The following is a 21,293-nucleotide window of genomic DNA, read 5'->3' on the forward strand; positions in this document are numbered from 1 at the left end:
TGTTCAGTTAAAAGAAAAGGTTCGCAAAGATTTAAAAAAATCTTTGCGAACCTTGCGTTGTCCTTTGCGAACTTTGCGGTTAGATATTATTAATGAAAATGATCTTCTTCTATTTCGAATTCTGCATCTTTTTCCCAGATTTCCATTTCACAAGGTTTACAATTGAATTTTAGTTTGTACTCTAATTCACCCTGCTTTAATACTAATGGTTCTTTTACCTTAACACCAACTATATCTTTTTGGTGTATCGGACATTTTTTTAATTCGTATTTGATGCAATATTTGGTCGTCATCACACGCGATTTTCCTGGATCCCACTGTAGTTCAAATGCTTTTTCGATTTCGGTAACGCCATGACGTTCGTAGAATTTACGGGCCGTTTTGTTGGAAACATTGTACATGAAATCCAATTTAGTTTCCGGATAAGGATGTGATGTTTTAACTAACTGGTGCTCTTCGCGTTTGTAATTTGCCAGACGAATTGCTGTTAACTGATCGTAAACGGTTCTTCTCATTTCGTTAATTTTTGAAATAGGAAGGAACCAGTTTTGAGAAAACATTACATTAATTTCATCAGCGGTATAAGGTGTAAAACCTGTTTTGGCCAATTGTGTTTTGATGTTTTCTTCGATTGATTCGCCAGTTTTAGTTTGCTCTTTTGCATGCTCAAGGGTAACAATACTTACATTTCCGTCTTCATCGGTTGCGATTAATTCGAAGCCTGTTTCAGTTTCAGTAAGCAATAAAGTTGTACTTAGCTTTCGAATAGCACTGTCTTCTCTCTCTACAACTTTAATGAAAGCAGCGTCGTTGTTACGGTAAATAAAAGTTCCGTCTTTTACTTCTTTTAAAACGTTTGGATAAATTTTTCCGTTTTCGGCTTTGTTTACATAGATTCCGTCGGCTTCATTGTTTTCGTTGATAAAACAAAGTCCGTCACCATTATTCAGTAGTTCACCGTTTTCGATTTCGTATGCGTTTCCAATAGTTCGGATTAATTTTCCAATATATTGACCTTTTGATTTTGGGCTTTCCCAAGAACCAATAGAGCTGTGTCTTTCGTTTACGAAATAATCCGTATAACCACGGTTGAAAGTTCTGTTTAAAGAAGAATCAAAGGTATAGGTGCATTTTCCGGAAGAAGCTTTGGTATATTTATCACTTCCTGCGCCTTCTAAAAAGCTGTCTAATTTTTGGCGTAAATAAGAAACGTTGTTTTTTACGTAAACGACATCTTTCAGTCTTCCTTCAATTTTGAAAGAAACGATTCCTGCTTCAATTAAGTTTGGGATCTGATCTGAGATGTCTAAATCTTTTATAGAAAGTAAGTGACTGTTTTTGATTAAAGTTTCTCCGTTTCCGTCTATTAAGTTATATGGTAAACGACAGTTTTGTGCGCAAGAACCACGATTGGCACTTCGTTCTCCGTTGGCCACACTCATATAACAGTTTCCACTGAAAGAAACGCATAAAGCTCCGGTTACAAAAAATTCTAGTTCAACATCAGCTTCGTCATAAATCGTTTTAATTTGATGCAAGTTCAATTCGCGGGCTAAAACCACACGTTTAATTCCGGCATCTTTTAAGAATTTTATTTTATCGGCATCACGATTATTGGCTTGTGTACTGGCATGAAGTACGATAGGAGGCAAGTCCATTTCCATAATCGCCATATCCTGAATGATTAAGGCGTCAACACCAATGTCGTACAATTCCCAAATCATTTTGCGACAGGTTTCCAGTTCGTTATCGTACAAAATGGTATTCATAACCACAAAAACCTGTGCATTAAAAAGGTGCGCATATTGTACCAATGCAGCTACATCTTCAATAGAATTGTTGGCATTCGAGCGTGCTCCAAATTGCGGTGCACCAATATAAACAGCATCGGCACCACTATTAATGGCTGCCATTCCTCCAATTAAATCCCTGGCAGGAGCTAATATTTCAATCTTCTTCTTCATTTTAAGTACTTTAGGCTTTTGTGGTGTTCACGGAAAAAAGTTTGCAAAGTTCTTATAAATATTTCGAGTTTGCTAATGCTGAGGTGATTTTTTTAGAATTGTTAACTTATATGGAATGATGATGATTTAGATTTCTGTTTATTGATGCATCGTATTAAATTCGTCTTTTTCATTATTAGAAAAATAAAATTTAAATCCAGTTTGTTTTACTGTTATACCGAAATCTCGTTGGATTGAAAAACTTGTTTCAAAAACTGTTGCAAATAAAATTTCAATACCAAATAATCCTCCTGCAATTACATAAAGAATTACTAATAATTTTCGTGATTTTATTTTAGATATAGATTCGGATATCAAAAACAAAATTGATGATATAATTGTAAAATATACAAGTAAATCAATTAATAATTCCATAATAAAATATTGTTGAGCCATCGAAGTATGAAATGCAGGAGATTTGTAAACTAATGGATATCCATACATGACGCAATCTGGCCCATCAATAACATCAACAATCCACCATTTTGTAAAAAGTATGAATATGATGACTGCTAGGGGGAAAGCTAAAACTAAAACTGCTTTCTTATTTGTATTTGAGGCCATCTTTTTATAGGAATAGTTGAGGTTACATGGGATGATGATAAATGATTTTTTGTTTTTATCGAATGGGTTCGTAAATAAGTTGTACTACTCCAGATTTAAAAGTGTTAGTGGTAACAAGTTTTAATTCTAGTCTTTCTTTTAAGTCTTCAAATAGTGGTTTTCCGTTTCCTAAAGCTACAGGATGAACAGATATTCTATAGGTATCAATAAGCTTCAATTGAATAAAAGTTTTAATAAGGCTTGCTCCGCCATATAGCCAGATATTTTTTCCTGATTGTTTTTTGATTTCGGTTGCCTTATTTATGATGTCAGAATTGATAAAAGAGGCATTGTTGTCTTCTCTGTTTTGACTGGAGAAAACGTATTTATTTTTGGAGTGTACTTCTTTCCAAAGTGATTTTTCGTCAGGACTTGCATTTTCATCGGGTTGGTAATTTCCCCACATATCATAGCTCACTCTGCCATAAAAAATAGTGTCTATGCTGGATAGGAAATCGTTAAAATCCATATCATCGTCCATGATGCACCAATCGGTTTCGCCATTAGGACCTTCAATAAAACCATCTAAAGTGACTGCCAGATCTAAAATTATTTTTCTCATTTGGGATTTTGTTTTTATATATTTTGACATAAAAATAAAGTTCTTTTTGGATGAATTTAATTGTTTGTGTGTTAAAATGGTTTTTATAGTAACAACGGTTTTAAATTTTTATTATTTATCTTTTATGCTGTTGTTTAATTTTAATGCCCATAGCTAATGACTCGGGTAATTTTCCAGCCTGTAGAGGTGTTTTTCCAGATATGAGTAAATTTATAGGTGCCACAGTTGATGAGTTCTCCATTTTCAAGTCGGCAGAATTTATGCAATCCGGTTTGTATGGCTCCATAATCTTTAATGGGGTAAACTTCAATGCTTCCTTCTACCAGAACTCTTCTCGTATATCCATAATTGGTAAAAATTCGCTGGAAGTTTTCCATTGTTTTTGTATAGTTGTCCAGCCCTCCCGTATCATGAAAGAATTCAAGGTCTTCTGCGAATAAAGTTTTTAATTTTTCTAAATCACCTTTGTTAGCAGCTTCAAAAACAACTCCGTCCATTTTTACAATGGTATCAAATAGCTCTTTAGATACAGGTGTGTAGGGTTTTGATTCGGTTATGGTTATTTTTTTAGTTACGGTACAGGATGTTACGAACATTCCTATTGTAAGCAGTAATACGATTGTAGAAATTGTATTTTTCATGTTTATTGTTTTGAAAGTGAACTTCTTAAAGGGCAGATCCAATAATTTTTTTATTGATTTGTTAAAAATACTAATAATACGATTTAAAAATACAGGGTTATTAGGGGAATACTAAAATGTAATTTGTTCTGCCGCAGCTTATTTTTTGGGTTAGGGATAGGAGCGACATCCTTTTGCTTTTTTCTTTAAAAAGCAAAAGATACAGCGGATAGCCCGGTTCGCCGCGGCGAAATCCCCTATAAATTCTAATAATATACTTTCTGTAACCTTTAGCTGATAGAAGCCGTCAAAGCTTTTATCAATCAGACTAAATAATCACAAAATGAAAATCTTCTTAAAATCGTTTATTGTTCTATTTCTAATGGGCTGTTCGGGACTGTCGGCCCAGAGTTTGGAAACCAAAATGGATCAATTAATTGCCTCAAAGTTTAAACCTGAAAACCCGGGAGCTGTTTTTCTGGCGGTTAAAAAAGGAAAAGCAGTGTATCGAAAAGCTTTTGGAATGGCCAATTTAGAAATGGGCATTCAAATGCAGCCCGAATTTGTTTTTGAAATTGGGTCGATGACCAAGCAATTTACGGCTGTTGCTGTTTTGATGCTGGCAGAACAGGGAAAGCTTAAACTTGATGATGAAATCACGAAGTTTATTCCTGATTATCCAACCAATGGAAATAAGATTACCTTGCATCATTTGCTAACACATACTTCCGGAATTAAAGATTTCACAAGTATGAAGGCTATAAAAGATATTGCTAAACGGGACTTGTCTCCAAAAGAACTGGTCGATTTTTTTAAGAATGAACCCGCTGATTTTAAACCTGGTGAGCAATACAAATATTGTAATTCAGGATATGTGCTTTTGGGTTATATTATTGAAAAGGTATCCGGACAAACTTATGAAGCGTTTGTAACCCAGCATATTTTTAAGAAAATCGGAATGGAAAATACGTATTATGCGAGTCATGATAAAATCATTAAAAACAGAGTTTCCGGTTATCGTGACCGCGAGGGATATGTAAATGGAAACTATATTAGTTTTTCTATTCCGTATGCTTCGGGTTCGATATTATCAACTGTTGATGATTTGCTGAAATGGCAATATGCAATAAATGCGAATACCTTGTTAAATCCCGCTTTTACAGAAAAAGCATTTGTAAATTACACGTTAAAAAATGGGACAAATATTGATTATGGATACGGCTGGCATTTAGAAAAAGTAAAAGATAAAATTGTTCGCGAGCATGGAGGAAGTATTTTTGGTTTTAAATCGATGGGTGTTTATGAGCCGACCGAACAAATTTATGTAGTTGGTTTGAGTAATTGCGATTGTAATTCTCCAACCTCTATTACAAGAGAGATTGCTTCGCTTTTAATTGACTAAATAAAAAAGGGCATTTTCATTCGAAAATGCCCTTTTAGTTATTGTTATTTTATGGTATTATGCAGTCAAAGCTTCTTTGATTCTGCGTAATGCTTCTTTTAAGATATCGTCGCTTGTGGCATATGAGAAACGGATACAATTTGGGTTTCCAAAAGCATCACCGGTTACAGTTGCTACGTTGGCCTCTCCTAAAAGATACATCGAAAGATCATTTGCATCTTTAATTTCAGTTCCTCTTAGAGTTTTTCCGAAGAAAGAAGAAACGTCAGGGAAAACATAAAAAGCTCCTTCCGGAACGTTAATTTTTACACCCGGAATTTCTTTTAACAATCCCACTACTAAATCTCTGCGGGTATGGAAAGCTTTAACCATGTGGTTTAATACACTTGGATCAGCTTCTACTGCTGTGATCGTTGCACGCTGTGCTACTGAGTTTGCTCCGGAAGTTACTTGTCCCTGAATTTTTACACACGCTTTTGCGATGAATTCAGGAGCTCCGATATAACCAATTCTGTATCCTGTCATGGCGAATGCTTTTGCAACTCCGTTTACAGTGATTGTTTTTTCTAGCATTCCCGGGATTGAACCGATGCTGCAGAAAGTTCCTGAGAAATTGATGTGCTCATAAATTTCGTCAGCAACTACATATATGTTTGGGTGTTTTTCCAATACTTTTGCAAGAGCAGTTAACTCTTCGCGGCTGTATACAGATCCCGATGGGTTACAAGGAGAACTGAACCACATCATTTTTGTTTTTGGTGTGATGGCAGCTTCTAATTGTGCTGGTGTAATTTTGAAATCAGTATCTACAGAAGTAGGAACTTCAACCGGTACTCCGCCTGAAAGTTTTACGATTTCGAAGTAAGAAACCCAGTATGGTGCTGGTAAAATAACCTCGTCACCGTCGTTTAACATTACTTGTGCAATATTGTATAAGGATTGTTTTGCTCCTGTAGAAACCACGATTTGAGATGGTTTGTACTCTAATCCGTTATCTCTTTTGAATTTCTTGCAGATTGCTTCTCTCAATTCTAAATAACCCTCCACCGGAGAATAGGTGCTATAGTTTTCGTCTACTGCTTTTTTAACGGCTTCTTTAATAAAGTCTGGTGTATTAAAGTCCGGTTCACCTAAACTTAAACTGATAATGTCTTTTCCCTGTGCTTTTAATTCACGTGCTAAAGCAGCCATTGCTAAGGTTTGTGATGTCGCTAAGTTGTTGATTCTGTCTGAAAGAATATGATTCATTATGAAATTTTTGAATGTCCTTAATTTCAACTTAATTAAGGATGGTTAATGATTAATAGTTTCTTATTTTATGCTAAACTTGGTTTCATACCAAGATCTTTTAGATGTTTGTAATGCGCTAGTACAGCTCCTCTCATGGTTTTGAATTCATGATAAGGCAAATTGCATTCGATGGCAGTTTGTTTTACGATTTCAGCAATTTTTCCGTAGTGGATGTGGCTGATGTTTGGAAAAATGTGGTGTTCAATTTGATGGTTTAATCCTCCTGTGAACCAGTTAATCACTTTGTTTTTTGGAGCGAAATTAGCAGTGGTATACAATTGGTGAATTGCCCAGGTGTTTTCCATTTCACCTTCTTCATTCGGAACCGGGTTTGAAGTTTCTTCAACTACGTGTGCCAACTGAAAAACGATACTTAAAATTAGTCCGGCAGTATAATGCATCACGAAAAATCCGATCACTACTTTCCACCATATTACACCTAAAATCATTGGTAAAGCCATCCAGATTAAAACATAGATGATTTTTGTGATTACCAGAACAGTCCATAATTTGGTTGGACTTTGTGGTGCTCCGTAGGATAGTTTTCTTTTGAGGTAATTTTTCATTTGCTTGAAATCGGTTGTTAGGGCCCAATTAAAAGTCAAAAGTCCGTATAAGAAAAAAGAATAGTAATGTTGGAATTTGTGAAAACGGTGCCATTCTGCATTTTGTGTAAAACGAATGATTCTTCCGGCATCAAGATCTTCATCATGACCGTGAATATTGGTATAAGTATGGTGCAATACGTTATGCTGTACCTGCCAGTTGTGCACATTTCCTGCTAAAATATAAATACTTCCCCCCATGATTTTGTTGATCCATGATTTAGAAGAGTAGGAGCCGTGATTTCCATCGTGCATCACATTCATTCCAATTCCGGCCATTCCAACTCCCATCAGGATGTTTAGCAGCAATTGCGCCCAGAAAGGCATGTTAAGTGTTAGAATTAAAAAGTACGGTGTTAGAAAAACGGCAAAAAGAATAACAGCTTTTAAATGCAGCTTCCAGTTACCTGTTTTCTGAATATTGTTCTCTTTGAAGTAATTGTTTACTCGTGAGTTAAGTGTTCTGAAGAACTTCAGATTGTCTTGCTTAGCAAATGTAGGCGCGGTGTTATTCATAATTATTTTAAATAGGTTTCAAAGGTAATTATTATAAATTTTCAATTTGCAAAATTGAGTTAAATATTTCAATCGTAAAGTAGTACTTTTGTTAAAAAATTAGAGCAATGGATGAGATATTGAAATATTTTCCGGATTTGACCGATCTTCAAATCGAACAATTTCAAAAATTAGACTTTTTATACCACGACTGGAATGAAAAAATCAATGTGATTTCAAGAAAAGATATTGATGCCTTATATACAAAACACATTTTGCATTCGCTTGGAATTGCAAAAATCATGAAGTTTGAACCGGGAGCAACTGTCCTGGATGTTGGTACCGGAGGAGGATTTCCGGGGATCCCATTGGCGATTCTTTTTCCTGAAACGCGTTTTTATCTGATCGATGTTATAGCAAAAAAAATTAAGGTGGTTCAAGGGGTTGTGGATGCATTAGAGTTAAAAAATGTAAAGGCAGAACAAAAACGTGCTGAGCTGGTAAAGGGCGATTTTGATTTTATTGTAAGCCGTGCCGTAACTAATATGCCTGATTTTGTTTCATGGATAAAAGACAAAATAAAAAAACAGCATAAGCATACTTTAAAAAATGGAATTCTGTATTTAAAAGGAGGAGACTTAACAGAAGAATTGTCCGCTTTCCCTAAAGCCACATTATACGATTTGTCAACTATTTTTGAAGACGAATTTTTCGAAACCAAAAAAGTAGTACACCTGCCTTTGAAGTTTACCGTTTAATCGCTGAAGAGAATAACCCAATAATAATTACTTATTTAAGTAACATTATTGGGTTTTGTACTAGAATCAGGAAACTTTTCTGGATAAATGCAAAAATTGATTTGCTTTATGGTCTAAGTTTTGAATGTATTTATGAGCTGCTTTTTCTGATGCTGTAATCGTATACTGAAACTTGGGATTAAAGAAAAAATCGCGGCAAATTAAAGGTTCGCTACATGAATCGTAAACTTTCTCATCTGTCTCGTCCAGGTTTTCATCTCTGTAAACACTAGGATACAAGTGGTTTAATTGTATTAAGGTCGTATTGAACCATTTGTCAAAAACTTTTCTCTTAGGTGTTACATGTCGGGCAAGTAACACAAGTCCTAAAACTTCATTTTGTAAAAAGTAAGATCCTTTTCTATATCTTACATCAATCATTCTCACCGTCATATGAGCGACCCATAACGGGCCATCGATGGCTCCTGAAGCTGGGATGTCAAAATTAGTATCAAATAATAAAGGGGTTGTTAATTCCGGATCTTTAATCGAACACCAAAGCGCTTCAATTCTTTTTTCTGTATCGTTGATACTCGTCTTTTGTCCGATAAAGCGCCAGTATATCCATTCCAGTAATGCAGCAGTAAGTCCCACTGTCGCCTTATGATTAATGTTTGACAATATGTTTTCGAGATCTTCATTTCCTTCTAACGGATCTAAGAATTTTTCCATCTTCTTTTTACTCCAGGTAAAGTCAATCGGGTGTCCGATGTGTTTTGAATTTAAGATAATCTGCGGGGCATTTTTTAAGCTTTTCATAAGTCAATTTGAATTTGTTAGTTGATTTCTTTTTTTGCTTTAGGTCTTATTAGTAATTGGTTATGAAGTTTATTTCTATTTTTTTAGTTAAGATTTCTAGTACTATTTTTTAACAATATGGCAAATTTATGTTGAGTTTTTCTTTTTTAATGTCAAAGGAGGACATATAAATAACACGATAAGACAAAAGCTTAATTTATAATTGTTCTAAATAATATTGAAAGAAAAAACGTGTTTATTTCGCTATTTAATGTATTTTGTGTAGGTAAATACTTTTAAAATAAAACATTTCTAATTTTGCCTAAATAAAAAAAGTCGAAGCTCTTTTAAGATTCGACTTTTTTATGTGCTTTGGGGTATGATTTCTTATCGAACTTCATTCGTCCCCAGTTATCTTTCGCTTATGTACTTTTATTTGCTCAGTCTCTGTTAGAGGGATATCTTTACTACAGCATAATAACTTTTGGCTTGAGAATAATGACAAAATTACCAACATATTGGAAAATTCAGCTCACAGGATGGATGGCAACTTCTTTGTATTGGGGAGTTTCAGCCTATTTTGGAAGTACTTTTATGTGGACGATTGGCATAGCCGATTTTGTATTAGATGTTTGTATCGGTATCTTATTGACACATCTTTATAGAAACTTTGCTTTAAAAAAGGGTTGGAATAAGTTAAGCCTGAAACAACTGATTCCAAAAATGGTACTAAGTGTTTTGGTGCTTTCTTTATTGTATATGTTTTTGATTGTGGGAAAACTTTATCTGGTACGATTGTTTGTTCTAAAAGGTACTTCGATTTCGTTTATGGCGTTTTTAAAATCAACACAGTTGCAGGTCTTTATTACGGGGACCAGACTGATGTCTATTTGGGTGTTGGCGTATCACCTTTATCATTATTCAAGGCTTGAGATTGAAACGGTGAAAGAAAATGCACGATTGTCTGTTATCGTAAAAGAAGCACAGCTGAATAATTTGAGCGCACAGCTTAATCCACATTTCTTTTTTAATTCCTTAAATAGTATTAAGTTTTTGGTGTTAGAAAATCCGCATTCGGCAAGGCGGGCAATTGATCTTTTGTCTGATTTGCTTCGGAATTCTTTGAGTAATAACATGGGGCAATTAGTAACCTTAAACGATGAAATCAATTTAGTCAGGGATTATCTGGAATTGGAAAAGATACGATTTGAGGAGCGTTTACAAGTGAAAATCGAAGCAGACACAGCGCTGTCAGAACATTTAGTTTTGCCGTTAAGTATTCAGACCCTGGTAGAAAATGCTATAAAACACGGAATTGAAAAAAGAAAAAAAGGAGGGTTTGTTACTGTAAGAATAGAGCAGGTGAGTAATTTTATAAAAATCAACGTTCAAAACTCGGGAACGCTCAGTAAAGAAATTAAAGAATTTTCCGGAATTGGATTGAGTAATCTGAGAGAGAGACTACTGTTGCAATACAAAGGGAAAGCTTCTTTTGAAATTAGAGAAATGCAGGACGAAACAGTTTTGACAACTATTTTACTACCATCAGGATGAAAAAGATAAAAGTTATTATAGTAGACGATGAGCGTCTGTCCAGAGAAGAACTAAAAAGAGCATTAGAATTATACGAAGATTTTGTTCTAATAGGAGAGGCTGGAAATGCCGATGAAGCAAAGAGTTTGATTGAAGCAAAAATGCCTGATCTGATCTTTTTGGATATTCAGATGCCTGAGAAATCCGGTTTTGATTTATTAGAGTCGCTTGATAATGCACCTGCGGTATTATTTACAACAGCTTATAATGAATATGCTGTGCAGGCTTTTGAAGTAAATGCCTTAGATTATCTAATGAAACCTATCAGAGAGGAACGTTTTGCAAAAGCAATTGATAAAATAAGAAACGCTTTATCCGGAGAGTCTTCTTTAAGTGATGTTGCAGCAAAAGACCGAAAAATTTTCATCAAAGATGGAGAGAAAAGATTCTTTATTCAGTTGGATGAAATTTATTTAATTGAATCTTTGGAAAATTATACAAGACTTTTTTTTCAGGACAAAAAAGCGCTTCAAAGACGTTCCCTTCGCCAATGGGAAGAAATGCTGGATGAAAATATTTTTTTCAGAATAAACAGAACCGAAATTATAAACATTAACCACATTCAGGAATTTAACCGAACCGTTGGTGGTAGACTGGAAGTGAGGTTAAAAACGGGCGAACTATTAGAGGTTTCAAACCGTCAGGCCGTGAAATTTAAAAACCTAAATGGGATTTAATTAAAAAAGGAATGCTCATTCTTTTTAAATCGCTATAGCAAAAGAAGAGATTATACAAAATGAAGCCGTTTTTAGAGGTGCTAAAATCAGCAGGACGCAGTGTGTTGAATTTGGAATAAAATTCCGGAAAAATAAAACCCAGATTTGATGCCACTGATTCTTTTAAAATTTAAACAAAACTATTTAAACCGAACAATTCAATGAAATTAATTCTAAAATTAGTGTTTTTTATTTTTTCGATAATCAACACCTATGCGCAGCAGACAAGCGTGACAAGATCAAAGGATCTGGAAAGTGCTTATGACATTCAGGACAGTGTAATGATTAAAACCAGAGATGGGGCTTTACTATCGGCTATGGTGGTACGCAAAAAAGGAGTTTCTGCTCCCCAGCCCGTGATTTATCAACATACCATTTATGTCAGAGAGAAAGGAAGAGATCTTGCCTCCTTAAAAACCGCAGCGGATCATAACTATGTGGGTGTGATGGCCTATTCGCGAGGGAAACGATTCAGTCCTGATACTATATCTCCGTATGAAAACGAGACGACAGACACCTATGATGTTATTGACTGGATCAGTAAACAAAAATGGTGTAATGGAAAAGTAGGGATGTATGGCGGCAGTTACAATGGTTTTACACAATGGGCAGCCTGTAAAAAAATGCATCCGGCACTTAAAACGATCGTGCCTTATGCGGCCAGCCGACCGGGAATGGGACTACCTATGGAAAATAATGTTTTTATAAACCCCAATTACGAATGGGCGTTTTATGTAGGGAGTAATAAATACCTGGATACGGTGGCAGGAAACGACAGGCAGCGTTTTAGAAGAATGACTTTTAGATGGTGGGAGACAGGAGCTGCCTATAGAAAAATGGACAGTATTGATGGTGTTCCTAATAAGTTTTTTCAGAGATGGCTGGCGCATCCTTCTTTTGATGCCTACTGGCAGAAAATGGCGCCGTACGGAAAAGATTTTGCACACATCAACATCCCTGTTTTAATTTTTGATGGGTATTATAATGATTCGCAGAACTCAAGTTTGTATTTTGCAAGAGAGCTTCAAAAGTACAATCCAAAAACACCGGTTTATGTCGTGATTGGGCCATACGGTCATTTTGGTGCTCAGACCGGAGGGGAAAGTATCGTGAATGATTACAAAGTCGATTCGACAGCGATAATCAATGTGAGGAAAATAACTTATGAGTGGTTTGATTATATTCTGAAAAACGGGACAAAACCACAAATGCTGAAAGACAAAATAAACTATGAAGTAATGGGAGCAAATGAATGGCGAAGCGCTCCTTCTTTGGATAAAATGGCTAATGGTTTTGTTAAGTTGTATTTGACGGATAATAAATCAGGTGATTTTTATGTGCTAAAGGAGAAAAAGCCAACTCAAAGTAACTATTTGTATCAGGAAGTTGATTTTGCAGACAGAAAAGCCCAAAATAATGATTACTATCCAGATCCGATAATCAGAAAAGAGATTGAGACTAGTAATGGATTTACTTTTATTAGTGAATCTTTGAAAGAGCCAATGCTGGTTAACGGGTCATTTTTAGCCGAGATAAAAGCGAGTATCAATAAAAAAGATATGGATTTTGGTGTTACTTTATATGAGGTTATGCCAAACGGGGAATATTTTCATTTGTCTTATTTCATAGCACGGGCAAGTTATGTAAAAGATAGTACCAAAAGGAATTTATTGAAGCCGGACCAGATCGAAATCATGCCTTTTTCGAATACGCATTTGGTTAGTAAACAGTTGAGCAAAGGAAGTCGATTACTGGTTACGATCAATGTGAATAAAAATCCATATGCGCAATTGAATTATGGAACAGGAAAAGAGGTTAGTGATGAAACGATTAAAGATGCGAAGGAGCCACTAAAAGTAAAATGGTACACGGATAGTTTTGTACAGATCCCAATCTGGAAATAAAAAATCCCGTAAAAACAAAAGCCGAATCTTAATGAAAAGATTCGGCTTTTTTATGAGGACAAAGTTTCTAACTTGAAACTTTGAAATTTGAAACAAATTAACCTAAGAAAGGGTATCTGTAATCTTCTGGAGTTACAAAAGTTTCTTTGATCGTTCTTGGAGAAGCCCAACGCAATAAGTTTAATGCAGAACCTGCTTTATCGTTAGTTCCTGAAGCTCTTGCTCCACCAAAAGGCTGCATTCCTACAACTGCTCCTGTTGGTTTGTCGTTGATGTAGAAGTTACCCGCAGCATTTTGCAATTTCACAGTAGCTACTTCAATAGCATAACGATCCTGGCTAAATACAGCTCCTGTTAAAGCATACTCAGAAGTAGTATCTACTAATTCTAAAGTTTCTTCCCATTTAGCATCTTCGTAAACATAAATAGTAATTACTGGTCCGAATAATTCAGTTTCCATTGTAGTGTATTTTGGGTTTGTAGTTACAATAACGGTTGGTTCAATAAAGTACCCAACTGACTTATCGTAATTTCCTCCAACGATGATTTCGGCATCAGCGTCTTTTTTAGCCTGGTCAATATAACTTGCTAATTTATCAAAAGAACCTTCGTGAATAACAGCTGTAATGAAGTTTCCGAAATCTTCAGGAGAACCTATTTTAAAAGATTTCACATCAGCGATTAATTGCTCTTTTACAGCCGGCCATAAACTTTGTGGAATATAAGCTCTTGAAGCTGCAGAACATTTTTGTCCTTGAAATTCAAATGCACCGCGAACAATTCCTGTAGTCACTTGTTTTACGTTAGCGCTTGGGTGTGCAATGATAAAATCTTTACCACCAGTTTCTCCAACGATTCTTGGGTATGTTTTGTAGTGGTGAATGTTAGCACCAATTTTAGCCCAGATATCTTTAAATACATGAGTTGATCCTGTAAAGTGAACTCCTGCGAAATCGCGGCTTGCCAATACAGTATCAGTAATCATTAAAGCATCACCAAAAACGACATTGATAACTCCATCAGGAACACCAGCTTCTTTGAAAATATCGATGATAATTTTTGCAGAGAAAACCTGACTGTCACTTGGTTTCCAAACCACAACGTTACCCATCATAGCAGCACTTGCAGGAAGATTTGCAGCAATAGCAGTAAAGTTGAAAGGAGTAATTGCATAAACAAAACCTTCAAGAGGTCTGTATTCTAAACGATTCCAGGTTGTAGAATCTGATTTTGGCTGATCTCCGTAAATCTGAGTCATGAATTCTACGTTGTAACGTAAAAAGTCAATTAACTCACAAGCAGCGTCAATTTCTGCCTGGTGAATATTTTTAGACTGACCAATCATTGTTGCAGCATTAATGCGGGCTCTGTAAGGTCCTGCAATAAGTTCAGCAGCTTTTAAGAAAATAGCAGCACGCTGTTCCCATGCCATATTTGCCCATGCTTTTCTTGATTCAAGAGCGTTGGCAATTGCTTTTTCGATATGTTGTTTTTCAGCTAAGTGATACGTTCCTACGATATGTTTATGATCGTGAGGAGCTGAAATTGTTCTTGTATTTCCAGTTCTGATTTCTTCGCTTCCTATGTATAACGGAACGTCGATTTTGGAGTTCCACAAAGTAGTGTAAGCTGCCTGTACTGCTGCTTTTTCTGGTGAATTAGGTGCGTATCCTTTTACCGGTTCGTTTACCGCTTTTGGTACGTGAAAGAATCCTTTTAGCATGTTATTTAAAATTAGATAATTAGACAATTTAAGGGTTAGACGATTTGATTGTTACGAATAATCTAACGTTGCACAAAAGTACAAAGGATAAATTAATAATTTGACAAATTTATGATTAAGATAACGATAAAAAAGGCAGTTTTTAAACCAATATTTAGTTTAAAGCAAAAGGAGCACACATTCTGAAAGTAGGAACAATTACTTTAAATGTTTTTGTAGAGGTAAAGTTGATCATGTTAAAATGACCTTTCATGGCACCATAAGGAGACGATAATAAACAGCCTGAACTATAGGTGTGATTTTCTCCCGGTTTTAAAACTGGTTTTTTTCCAATTACGCCTTCTCCATCAACAACTTCAAGGTCGTTTAAAGAGTCAAAAATTTCCCAGTGACGAGAAGTCAACTGAACGGAATCTTTGCTGTGATTTTCGATTGTAACGACATAGCTAAAAGCAAAGTGAATCTTGTAGTTCTTGAAGTAAGTACCTTCAAAACTAGTCAAAACAGATATTTTTATGCCTCTTGTTATCTGAGAAACCATACTAAAGTAGTATATGTGTGTGCGTTATAGTTGCAAAGCTACGAAAAAAAATCTTTCCGCCTAAATCCTTAACAATGTTTTAATTTATGATGTTTATAGAGTTGGCGTTTCCTTTACCGATTACTCTCTGGTATCGATCGTTACTTTCTCTATAGTAAACCAGTATGGTGTATTCGTTTTCAGTCTGATAAAAGTTTCCGTCGATCGCATTTTCATAATCTATCACCCCTTTTTTATCGGCAACCGTATATTGAAAAGCTGTAAAACCCTGTTTAATCATAACCGCTTTTTCAAAAATACCTTTCTCTGAATTATAATCCATTTTATATTCAGGAGCCAGGCAGTAATTGTTGAACATTCCGCTGATATAAATGTCCTTATTCGAAGATCTGAAAGTGGGGGCAGACAGGTTAAAATATACCCAGGCATAATCTGCTTCAATTTCATTGTTGGAAGCATTTATATTCTTCACCACGAAGTTTCCGTTTACATCCTGATTGTTTGTATAAATTTGATTGGCTCTTGCCAGATTAGTGAACAAATAAGAATTATAAATATCGTTGCTGGTTCCCACCTTTGCTACATTGGTACTTGCTGCACGGATGTCTTTGTTTTCAAAATACAAGAACTCATTTCCACCCCAAAACTGCGTTTCCTGATCGTATTTGTATACCATTTGATTCCCGATGGTGTACTGCGGAGGGATATTTTTGATCGCCGTATTAAAGTTTCCATTTTGTAACAACAGGACTTTTATATTTTGCAGAGGAGTCTGAAAAACAATATCGTTAGACGATATTGAAAAATCCAGATTTTGTTTGTAATCAATATTCGCAAGATTTCGGCTTCGTTTTACCTGAGCTGCTACAGTAGCGTGATTTTCGTATAAAATAAATTTTCTGGACAGTACAACTTCCTTATCCTCGTTCAAAATTCTCAGCATATAATTACCTGAAAGTCGCAGTTGGGTCGTAAACTGATTGGGAAAAGGAAGTCGGTAATGCGAATAGATTTGAAGCGTATTAAACGAATTCGAATAATCGGTGATGCGCTGATTGTCGAAACCGCCGATATAGTCATTTTTTGGAATATCGGTTGGTTTCCAGTTGTAATCGCAGTGTAGGATTTCAAAATAATAATTGGCTTCATTGCCAAACAAATCATCAAATTGAAATTGAAACGTATCGCCCAGTTCGAAAATCGGAACCACATTGCCACCGTTCTGAACAAACGAAACGGTTTTAATATTGTAAGGAGGATTTACTTCGGTTTGTACTTCCTGAGCTGTCGCTGAAGCAAAAAATAAAAATATAAAGAGATTCTTAAACAATTTTTTCGGCATCTTATTAGGTTGTAAGATTGTAAATATAACAATTTTATAGAACGTAATAAGATGCTATTTTAGAGGTTTTGAAAACAAATGGATCAGGAACCCAGCAGATATTCCAGATTGGCTTCGATTTCATTACTGATATGGCTTTCTTCCAAAAGGGAATCCGACAGTAGTTTTTTGTTTTCCTGTAGTTTGATTATTTTTTCTTCTACTGTATTTTTTGAAATGAACCGAACAACATTTACTTTATTCAATTGCCCGATACGGTGTGCTCTTCCTACCCCTTGTTTTTCAGCAAAAGGATTCCACCACGGATCTAAGAATAGTACGTAGGAAGCTTTGGTGATATTCAAACCGACACCTCCTGCTTTGAGCGAAATAAAGAATAATAAAGGATTTTCCTTTTCCTGAAACAATTTTACCTGCTGCTCTCTTTTTTGCGAAGGCGTTTCACCGGTGATCTCACAATATTCTATTTTGTTTTCCTTGCACCAGGTTGTATAAAAATGCAAATTTGTCACAAACGAGCTAAAAATGATCACTTTTTGTTTTCCTTTAACTAAGTTTTTCAAGTAATTCGTTACGGCAATATATTTTCCGGAATCTACTTCTGAATCCTGATCGATCATTTTAGGATGATTGCTCAGTTGTCTCAGCTTCATTAAAGTGTTAATAATACTAATTTTATCAGGGCCAGATCCATCCGTTTTCAGTAAAAAGTTACGTGCTTTTGATTTCTCTTTTTCGTATAGCTTTTCCTGTTCAGCATCCATATTACAGTAATAAACCTGCTCTGTCAATTCAGGTAAATCTTTTAAAACCTGTTCTTTGGTCCTTCTTAAAATATAAGGCTGGATCAGGTTTTTTAATTCATTTAAAACTTCTTCGTTCTGTTTTTTTTCAATAGGATTTTTGAAATTCTCCATGAAAAAAGTATAGCTCCCCAAAATATCCGGATTGATAAACTGCATCTGCGACCATAAATCGTCAAGTGAATTTTCAATAGGTGTTCCACTCAAAGCAATTTTATGCCCCGTGCTGATTTTATTGATGGCTTTAAATATCTTAGAATCCCTGTTTTTAATGTATTGACTCTCGTCTAAAATCAAATAGCGGAAATCATATTTTTCTAAAATAGAAATGTCACGATGAACAATGCTGTAACTCGTAAAAATTAAATCGGTTGAATTTAATCTGCTTGCCAGTAATTTTCGGTCATTGCCCACGTATTGCATTTTCGAAAAATGAGGCGTAAACTTTCCGGCTTCATTGTACCAGTTAAAAACCAAAGAAGAAGGGAGAACGATCAAGGCTTTCAGTGGTTCTCTTTCGATGGTTGTATCGTTTGAGAACAAATCGAAATTGGTCGTTTTGGTCGTGAAGCCCAATTGCTCCTGTACCGCAACTAAAACCGCTAAAGTCTGCAGCGTTTTTCCAAGTCCCATGTCATCGGCCAGACACGCGCCAAGATTGGCATTAAAGTGACCCAAAAGCCATTTTACACCATCAATCTGATACGGTCTCAAGGTTGCTTTTAGTAAATCGGAAGCTGTAAATTCAGCTTTATGAATTTGATCAGGATCATTGGCGATTTCTGAAATTCCGTCTAAAGCAGTAAAATTACTTTTACGCAACAAAACAGTTCCGTTTTCTGTCTTTGCCAATTTTGCCAGAGAGCCGTATTTGCTAAACCATTCGAGCGGAATCAAAAAGTAATTTCCGTCAGGTAACATAAAGAGTCTTTCTTTGCTTTTTATGTTTGGAATGATTTCGCTGAAATTGATTTTATAAGGACCAATTGTGATGATTATTTTAATGTCGAACCAATCGGCTTTCGTTTCTTTAGCAATTGAAATCGTATTGCTTTCGGTGATGATTTCTTTGCTTTCGAGTTTGAGATTCTGGATTGTAAAACCCAGACTTTCGAGTTGTTCTTTATAGTCAATAATGAATTGAATATTGACATACGGATCAGAGGCCTCGGCATCTGAACTCAATCCAAACAATTCATTTTTAATTTTTGTTAAACCAAGATGGAGTAATTTGTCTGTATAGGAAATCTCATCAGCGCTTCGTTTAAACTGAATAATTTTAGGTTCGTTTGCAACACTAAAATCAACAAAAGAGTGTGTTTTTTTAGTTTTACCCGCATCAAACGAATAGCCGTTATAGTCAAAAAAAAGGTTGAGGTAATAGCAGTTTTTAAAGAAATCATAAACAGGTTGAATCGTGCACGAAATAATTTTGTCACGACTTTCAATTTCAAAACCAGTCGCTTCAATATCGATTTTTTTGGCTATTTCAGGAATGAAATTCTTAAAATAATTGTCAACTAATTTTGAAGGTATTTCGATTGATTTTTTCTTTAAAAACGGGGAAAGTTTTTTAGCATTAAGCTCTTTTAATTGCCCAAGTTTTTTGTCGACGATCAACCAGCCCGGTTCGTCTAAAAGAATATCCACACTTTTATCCATTGGTAAAAATGTGGTTTCGTCTTCTTTTAAAGATAAAGTATAAGTAATACCTTCAGCGTGTTTGTCAAATTGAATCTGAGGTTCAAATTCTAACGGATTTGTATCGACTCTCCAACGATAGAAATCCTTTTCGGCACTCATATTAGCAGAGAATGGAAATTGTTCTTTTACAATTAGATTGTAAAAGGATTCTAAGTTAAATTTTAAATGCTGACGAATGGCAAACTCAATTTTGGAATCTTTTTGTAAATCAGCAATTGTTTTAGCCGATTTGATTTTGGCGCTGAATTTCTTGAAAATAAAATCAGGCTTTAAAGAGTCGCAAGCTGTCAGTATTTTTTTTGTATTGGAATCTAAATTTTCAAAAAGAACTCCAAAACTTTCAAGTACATCTGCACTCGCTTTTTTGTCTAGATATTTAATATCATCGGTATTCTCAATGATATAAGCTGTTGGGATATATACATACAGGTTTTTTTCAAAACTGATGTCAAAGCAAAACTGAAATGATTTTGAAGGTTCCAAGATTTAGGGATTTGGTTGGCTTATAAGTTAGAGATTGGGCAAAAAAATAAAGAGTTTTCAAAATATCAATAATTTGAAAACTCTTTTTAAATGAACTTGTATCACTTATATGGTGAAAGAATTAGTTTTCCTGTTTGAAGCATAGCGGAATGATTTCGCCCTTTGCCAAACAATATTTTTCTACCAGTTCAGGTGAAATTTTGTGGGTATAGTCTTCTTCGATAACGATAAAACCGATGCTTCTTAATTTGTCAAAATAGTCACGGCCGTAAATGCGCACGTGATCGTACTGACCAAATATTTTAGCACGTTCTTTTTGATCGGTAATGGTATCGTCGGCAAAAGTAACTGCTCTGGATAAGTCCTGTGGAATTTGAAGAATCGCCATTCCGCCCGGTTTTAAAACGCGGAATAATTCCTGCATGGCCTTGGTATCATCCGGAATATGTTCTAAAACGTGATTGCATAAAATAACATCATATTCGTTGTCTTTAAAAGGCAAATTACAAATGTCTGCTTTTACATCTGCTAAAGGCGAAAACAAATCGGTTGTAGTATAATCCAGGTTTTTCTGTTTGCGAAATCTTTTGTAAAAAGCCTGTTCCGGAGCAAAGTGTAATACTTTTTTAGGTGCTGTAAAAAAATCAGTCTGATCATTCAGATACAGCCAAAGCAAACGGTGTCTCTCTAAGGAAAGTGTACTTGGTGAAAGCACATTGTTGCGTTGTTTTCCGTATCCATAAGGCAAAAAACTTCTAAAACTTTTCCCGTCAATTGGATCAGTATATTTGCTTCCTCTTAATGATAAAGCTAAAACAGGACGCGCCACATAACTTAAACGAATTAATATTGGACGGGGTATTGTATTAAGTACTAATTTAAAAAGTTTCTTCACGGTAAATGTATTTGAACACGAATTTCACGAATTAACACGGATTAATGTTGTGGTGAAATTTCACGAACCTTGATTTGGGTTAAAGTATTATTCTTTTATATTTAAGGCTATCTTCTCCAAAATTAACTAGTAAGCCCAGTTTGTTTTGTGATGCAGCCAGATAATTTAATGTTTGTTTGATTTCACTGCTCGAAAGAGTTGTAATTGCTTTCAGTTCCAAAATGATTTCATCGAAAATTACAAAATCGGCAAAATAGTAGCTTGATAAAATAATGTCTTTGTAGGCAATATTAAACTTTAATTCACGACTATAAGGAATTTCGTTTCGTTGAAATTCATATTCTAATGCGTCACCATAAACTTTCTCACTATGTCCTTTACCTAAAATTTTATGGACTTCCATACAGATTCCTATAATTTTATAGGACTCTTCTTTTAAATATAAATCACTCATCATTCAGTCTCTCTATCTGT

At 35.2% G+C, this 21,293-nt stretch carries 18 protein-coding genes; 5 read left to right on the forward strand and 13 right to left on the reverse strand.

The window, feature by feature from the left end; genetic code table 11:
* Positions 1-89: 89 nt before the first annotated feature.
* From FLA105534_RS08030 to FLA105534_RS08045, 4 genes are all read right to left on the reverse strand, one after another.
* Positions 90-1,964: a peptidase U32 family protein gene (locus FLA105534_RS08030; protein ID WP_173965499.1), complete on the reverse strand. Its 1,875-nt coding sequence runs from the start codon at positions 1,962-1,964 to the stop codon at positions 90-92.
* Positions 1,965-2,102: 138 nt separating this feature from the next.
* On the reverse strand, positions 2,103-2,567 hold the full coding sequence (locus FLA105534_RS08035) for a hypothetical protein (protein WP_173965500.1): 465 nt from the start codon (positions 2,565-2,567) through the stop codon (positions 2,103-2,105).
* A 55-nt stretch (positions 2,568-2,622) separates the two neighbouring features.
* Positions 2,623-3,168: a dihydrofolate reductase family protein gene (locus tag FLA105534_RS08040; RefSeq protein WP_173965501.1), complete on the reverse strand. Its 546-nt coding sequence runs from the start codon at positions 3,166-3,168 to the stop codon at positions 2,623-2,625.
* A gap of 140 nt (positions 3,169-3,308) precedes the next feature.
* Positions 3,309-3,809 carry a nuclear transport factor 2 family protein gene (locus FLA105534_RS08045; RefSeq protein WP_217427693.1) on the reverse strand — a complete coding sequence of 167 codons (501 nt, stop codon included), beginning with the start codon at positions 3,807-3,809 and terminating at the stop codon, positions 3,309-3,311.
* Between the two features lie 322 nt (positions 3,810-4,131).
* Here FLA105534_RS08045 and FLA105534_RS08050 point away from each other — a divergent pair, with 322 nt between their 5' ends.
* Complete coding sequence (locus tag FLA105534_RS08050) at positions 4,132-5,190, forward strand: serine hydrolase domain-containing protein (protein WP_173965502.1); 1,059 nt, start codon at positions 4,132-4,134, stop codon at positions 5,188-5,190.
* A 57-nt stretch (positions 5,191-5,247) separates the two neighbouring features.
* Here FLA105534_RS08050 and FLA105534_RS08055 read toward each other — a convergent pair whose 3' ends face one another.
* Positions 5,248-6,438 carry a pyridoxal phosphate-dependent aminotransferase gene (locus tag FLA105534_RS08055; protein ID WP_173965503.1) on the reverse strand — a complete coding sequence of 397 codons (1,191 nt, stop codon included), beginning with the start codon at positions 6,436-6,438 and terminating at the stop codon, positions 5,248-5,250.
* A gap of 68 nt (positions 6,439-6,506) precedes the next feature.
* A complete protein-coding gene (locus FLA105534_RS08060) occupies positions 6,507-7,601 on the reverse strand; it encodes a fatty acid desaturase family protein (RefSeq protein WP_173965504.1) in 1,095 nt (364 codons plus the stop codon).
* Positions 7,602-7,708: 107 nt separating this feature from the next.
* On the opposite strand from FLA105534_RS08060, the gene rsmG reads away from it, so the two are divergent.
* The gene (gene rsmG, locus FLA105534_RS08065; RefSeq protein WP_173965505.1) at positions 7,709-8,338 is read left to right on the forward strand and encodes a 16S rRNA (guanine(527)-N(7))-methyltransferase RsmG; all 630 of its coding nucleotides are present in this window, start codon (positions 7,709-7,711) and stop codon (positions 8,336-8,338) included.
* 66 nt (positions 8,339-8,404) lie between these two features.
* On the opposite strand, the gene FLA105534_RS08070 is transcribed toward rsmG, so the two are convergent.
* Positions 8,405-9,136 (reverse strand): hypothetical protein, encoded by a 732-nt coding sequence (locus FLA105534_RS08070; RefSeq protein ID WP_173965506.1) that lies wholly within the window; start codon positions 9,134-9,136, stop codon positions 8,405-8,407.
* A gap of 477 nt (positions 9,137-9,613) precedes the next feature.
* Here FLA105534_RS08070 and FLA105534_RS08075 point away from each other — a divergent pair, with 477 nt between their 5' ends.
* From FLA105534_RS08075 to FLA105534_RS08085, 3 genes are all read left to right on the forward strand, one after another.
* Complete coding sequence (locus FLA105534_RS08075; RefSeq protein WP_173965507.1) at positions 9,614-10,669, forward strand: sensor histidine kinase; 1,056 nt, start codon at positions 9,614-9,616, stop codon at positions 10,667-10,669.
* Positions 10,666-11,385 carry a LytR/AlgR family response regulator transcription factor gene (locus tag FLA105534_RS08080; protein WP_173965508.1) on the forward strand — a complete coding sequence of 240 codons (720 nt, stop codon included), beginning with the start codon at positions 10,666-10,668 and terminating at the stop codon, positions 11,383-11,385. Before FLA105534_RS08075 ends, FLA105534_RS08080 begins: the two co-directional genes overlap by 4 nt.
* Positions 11,386-11,585: 200 nt before the next feature.
* Positions 11,586-13,328: a CocE/NonD family hydrolase gene (locus FLA105534_RS08085; RefSeq protein WP_173965509.1), complete on the forward strand. Its 1,743-nt coding sequence runs from the start codon at positions 11,586-11,588 to the stop codon at positions 13,326-13,328.
* Positions 13,329-13,425: 97 nt separating this feature from the next.
* Here FLA105534_RS08085 and pruA read toward each other — a convergent pair whose 3' ends face one another.
* From pruA to FLA105534_RS08115, 6 genes are all read right to left on the reverse strand, one after another.
* Positions 13,426-15,051, reverse strand: a complete 1,626-nt coding sequence (gene pruA / locus FLA105534_RS08090; protein ID WP_173965510.1) for an L-glutamate gamma-semialdehyde dehydrogenase — start codon at positions 15,049-15,051, stop codon at positions 13,426-13,428.
* A 154-nt stretch (positions 15,052-15,205) separates the two neighbouring features.
* A complete protein-coding gene (gene apaG / locus FLA105534_RS08095; protein WP_173965511.1) occupies positions 15,206-15,592 on the reverse strand; it encodes a Co2+/Mg2+ efflux protein ApaG in 387 nt (128 codons plus the stop codon).
* Between the two features lie 79 nt (positions 15,593-15,671).
* On the reverse strand, positions 15,672-16,934 hold the full coding sequence (locus FLA105534_RS08100) for a type IX secretion system plug protein (RefSeq protein ID WP_173965512.1): 1,263 nt from the start codon (positions 16,932-16,934) through the stop codon (positions 15,672-15,674).
* 83 nt (positions 16,935-17,017) lie between these two features.
* Positions 17,018-19,924, reverse strand: coding sequence for a DEAD/DEAH box helicase (locus FLA105534_RS08105; protein ID WP_173965513.1), 2,907 nt, complete (start codon positions 19,922-19,924; stop codon positions 17,018-17,020).
* A 121-nt stretch (positions 19,925-20,045) separates the two neighbouring features.
* Positions 20,046-20,819, reverse strand: coding sequence for a class I SAM-dependent methyltransferase (locus FLA105534_RS08110; protein ID WP_173965514.1), 774 nt, complete (start codon positions 20,817-20,819; stop codon positions 20,046-20,048).
* Positions 20,820-20,898: 79 nt separating this feature from the next.
* Complete coding sequence (locus tag FLA105534_RS08115; RefSeq protein ID WP_173965570.1) at positions 20,899-21,273, reverse strand: GxxExxY protein; 375 nt, start codon at positions 21,271-21,273, stop codon at positions 20,899-20,901.
* Positions 21,274-21,293: the final 20 nt, after the last annotated feature.

The organism is Flavobacterium collinsii, from assembly GCF_902804485.1.
Lineage (GTDB): Bacteria > Bacteroidota > Bacteroidia > Flavobacteriales > Flavobacteriaceae > Flavobacterium > Flavobacterium collinsii.

What these genes read in the sequence shown, in the direction of transcription:
- rsmG (WP_173965505.1), top strand. Translation starts at nt 7,709, where the DNA reads ATGGATGAGATATTGAAATATTTTCCGGATTTGACCGATCTTCAAATC.
- FLA105534_RS08070 (WP_173965506.1), bottom strand. Translation starts at nt 9,136, where the DNA reads ATGAAAAGCTTAAAAAATGCCCCGCAGATTATCTTAAATTCAAAACAC.
- FLA105534_RS08035 (WP_173965500.1), bottom strand. Translation starts at nt 2,567, where the DNA reads ATGGCCTCAAATACAAATAAGAAAGCAGTTTTAGTTTTAGCTTTCCCC.
- FLA105534_RS08030 (WP_173965499.1), bottom strand. Translation starts at nt 1,964, where the DNA reads ATGAAGAAGAAGATTGAAATATTAGCTCCTGCCAGGGATTTAATTGGA.
- FLA105534_RS08055 (WP_173965503.1), bottom strand. Translation starts at nt 6,438, where the DNA reads ATGAATCATATTCTTTCAGACAGAATCAACAACTTAGCGACATCACAA.
- FLA105534_RS08085 (WP_173965509.1), top strand. Translation starts at nt 11,586, where the DNA reads ATGAAATTAATTCTAAAATTAGTGTTTTTTATTTTTTCGATAATCAAC.
- FLA105534_RS08050 (WP_173965502.1), top strand. Translation starts at nt 4,132, where the DNA reads ATGAAAATCTTCTTAAAATCGTTTATTGTTCTATTTCTAATGGGCTGT.
- FLA105534_RS08100 (WP_173965512.1), bottom strand. Translation starts at nt 16,934, where the DNA reads ATGCCGAAAAAATTGTTTAAGAATCTCTTTATATTTTTATTTTTTGCT.
- FLA105534_RS08045 (WP_217427693.1), bottom strand. Translation starts at nt 3,809, where the DNA reads ATGAAAAATACAATTTCTACAATCGTATTACTGCTTACAATAGGAATG.
- pruA (WP_173965510.1), bottom strand. Translation starts at nt 15,051, where the DNA reads ATGCTAAAAGGATTCTTTCACGTACCAAAAGCGGTAAACGAACCGGTA.
- FLA105534_RS08075 (WP_173965507.1), top strand. Translation starts at nt 9,614, where the DNA reads ATGACAAAATTACCAACATATTGGAAAATTCAGCTCACAGGATGGATG.
- FLA105534_RS08115 (WP_173965570.1), bottom strand. Translation starts at nt 21,273, where the DNA reads ATGAGTGATTTATATTTAAAAGAAGAGTCCTATAAAATTATAGGAATC.
- apaG (WP_173965511.1), bottom strand. Translation starts at nt 15,592, where the DNA reads ATGGTTTCTCAGATAACAAGAGGCATAAAAATATCTGTTTTGACTAGT.
- FLA105534_RS08060 (WP_173965504.1), bottom strand. Translation starts at nt 7,601, where the DNA reads ATGAATAACACCGCGCCTACATTTGCTAAGCAAGACAATCTGAAGTTC.
- FLA105534_RS08040 (WP_173965501.1), bottom strand. Translation starts at nt 3,168, where the DNA reads ATGAGAAAAATAATTTTAGATCTGGCAGTCACTTTAGATGGTTTTATT.
- FLA105534_RS08080 (WP_173965508.1), top strand. Translation starts at nt 10,666, where the DNA reads ATGAAAAAGATAAAAGTTATTATAGTAGACGATGAGCGTCTGTCCAGA.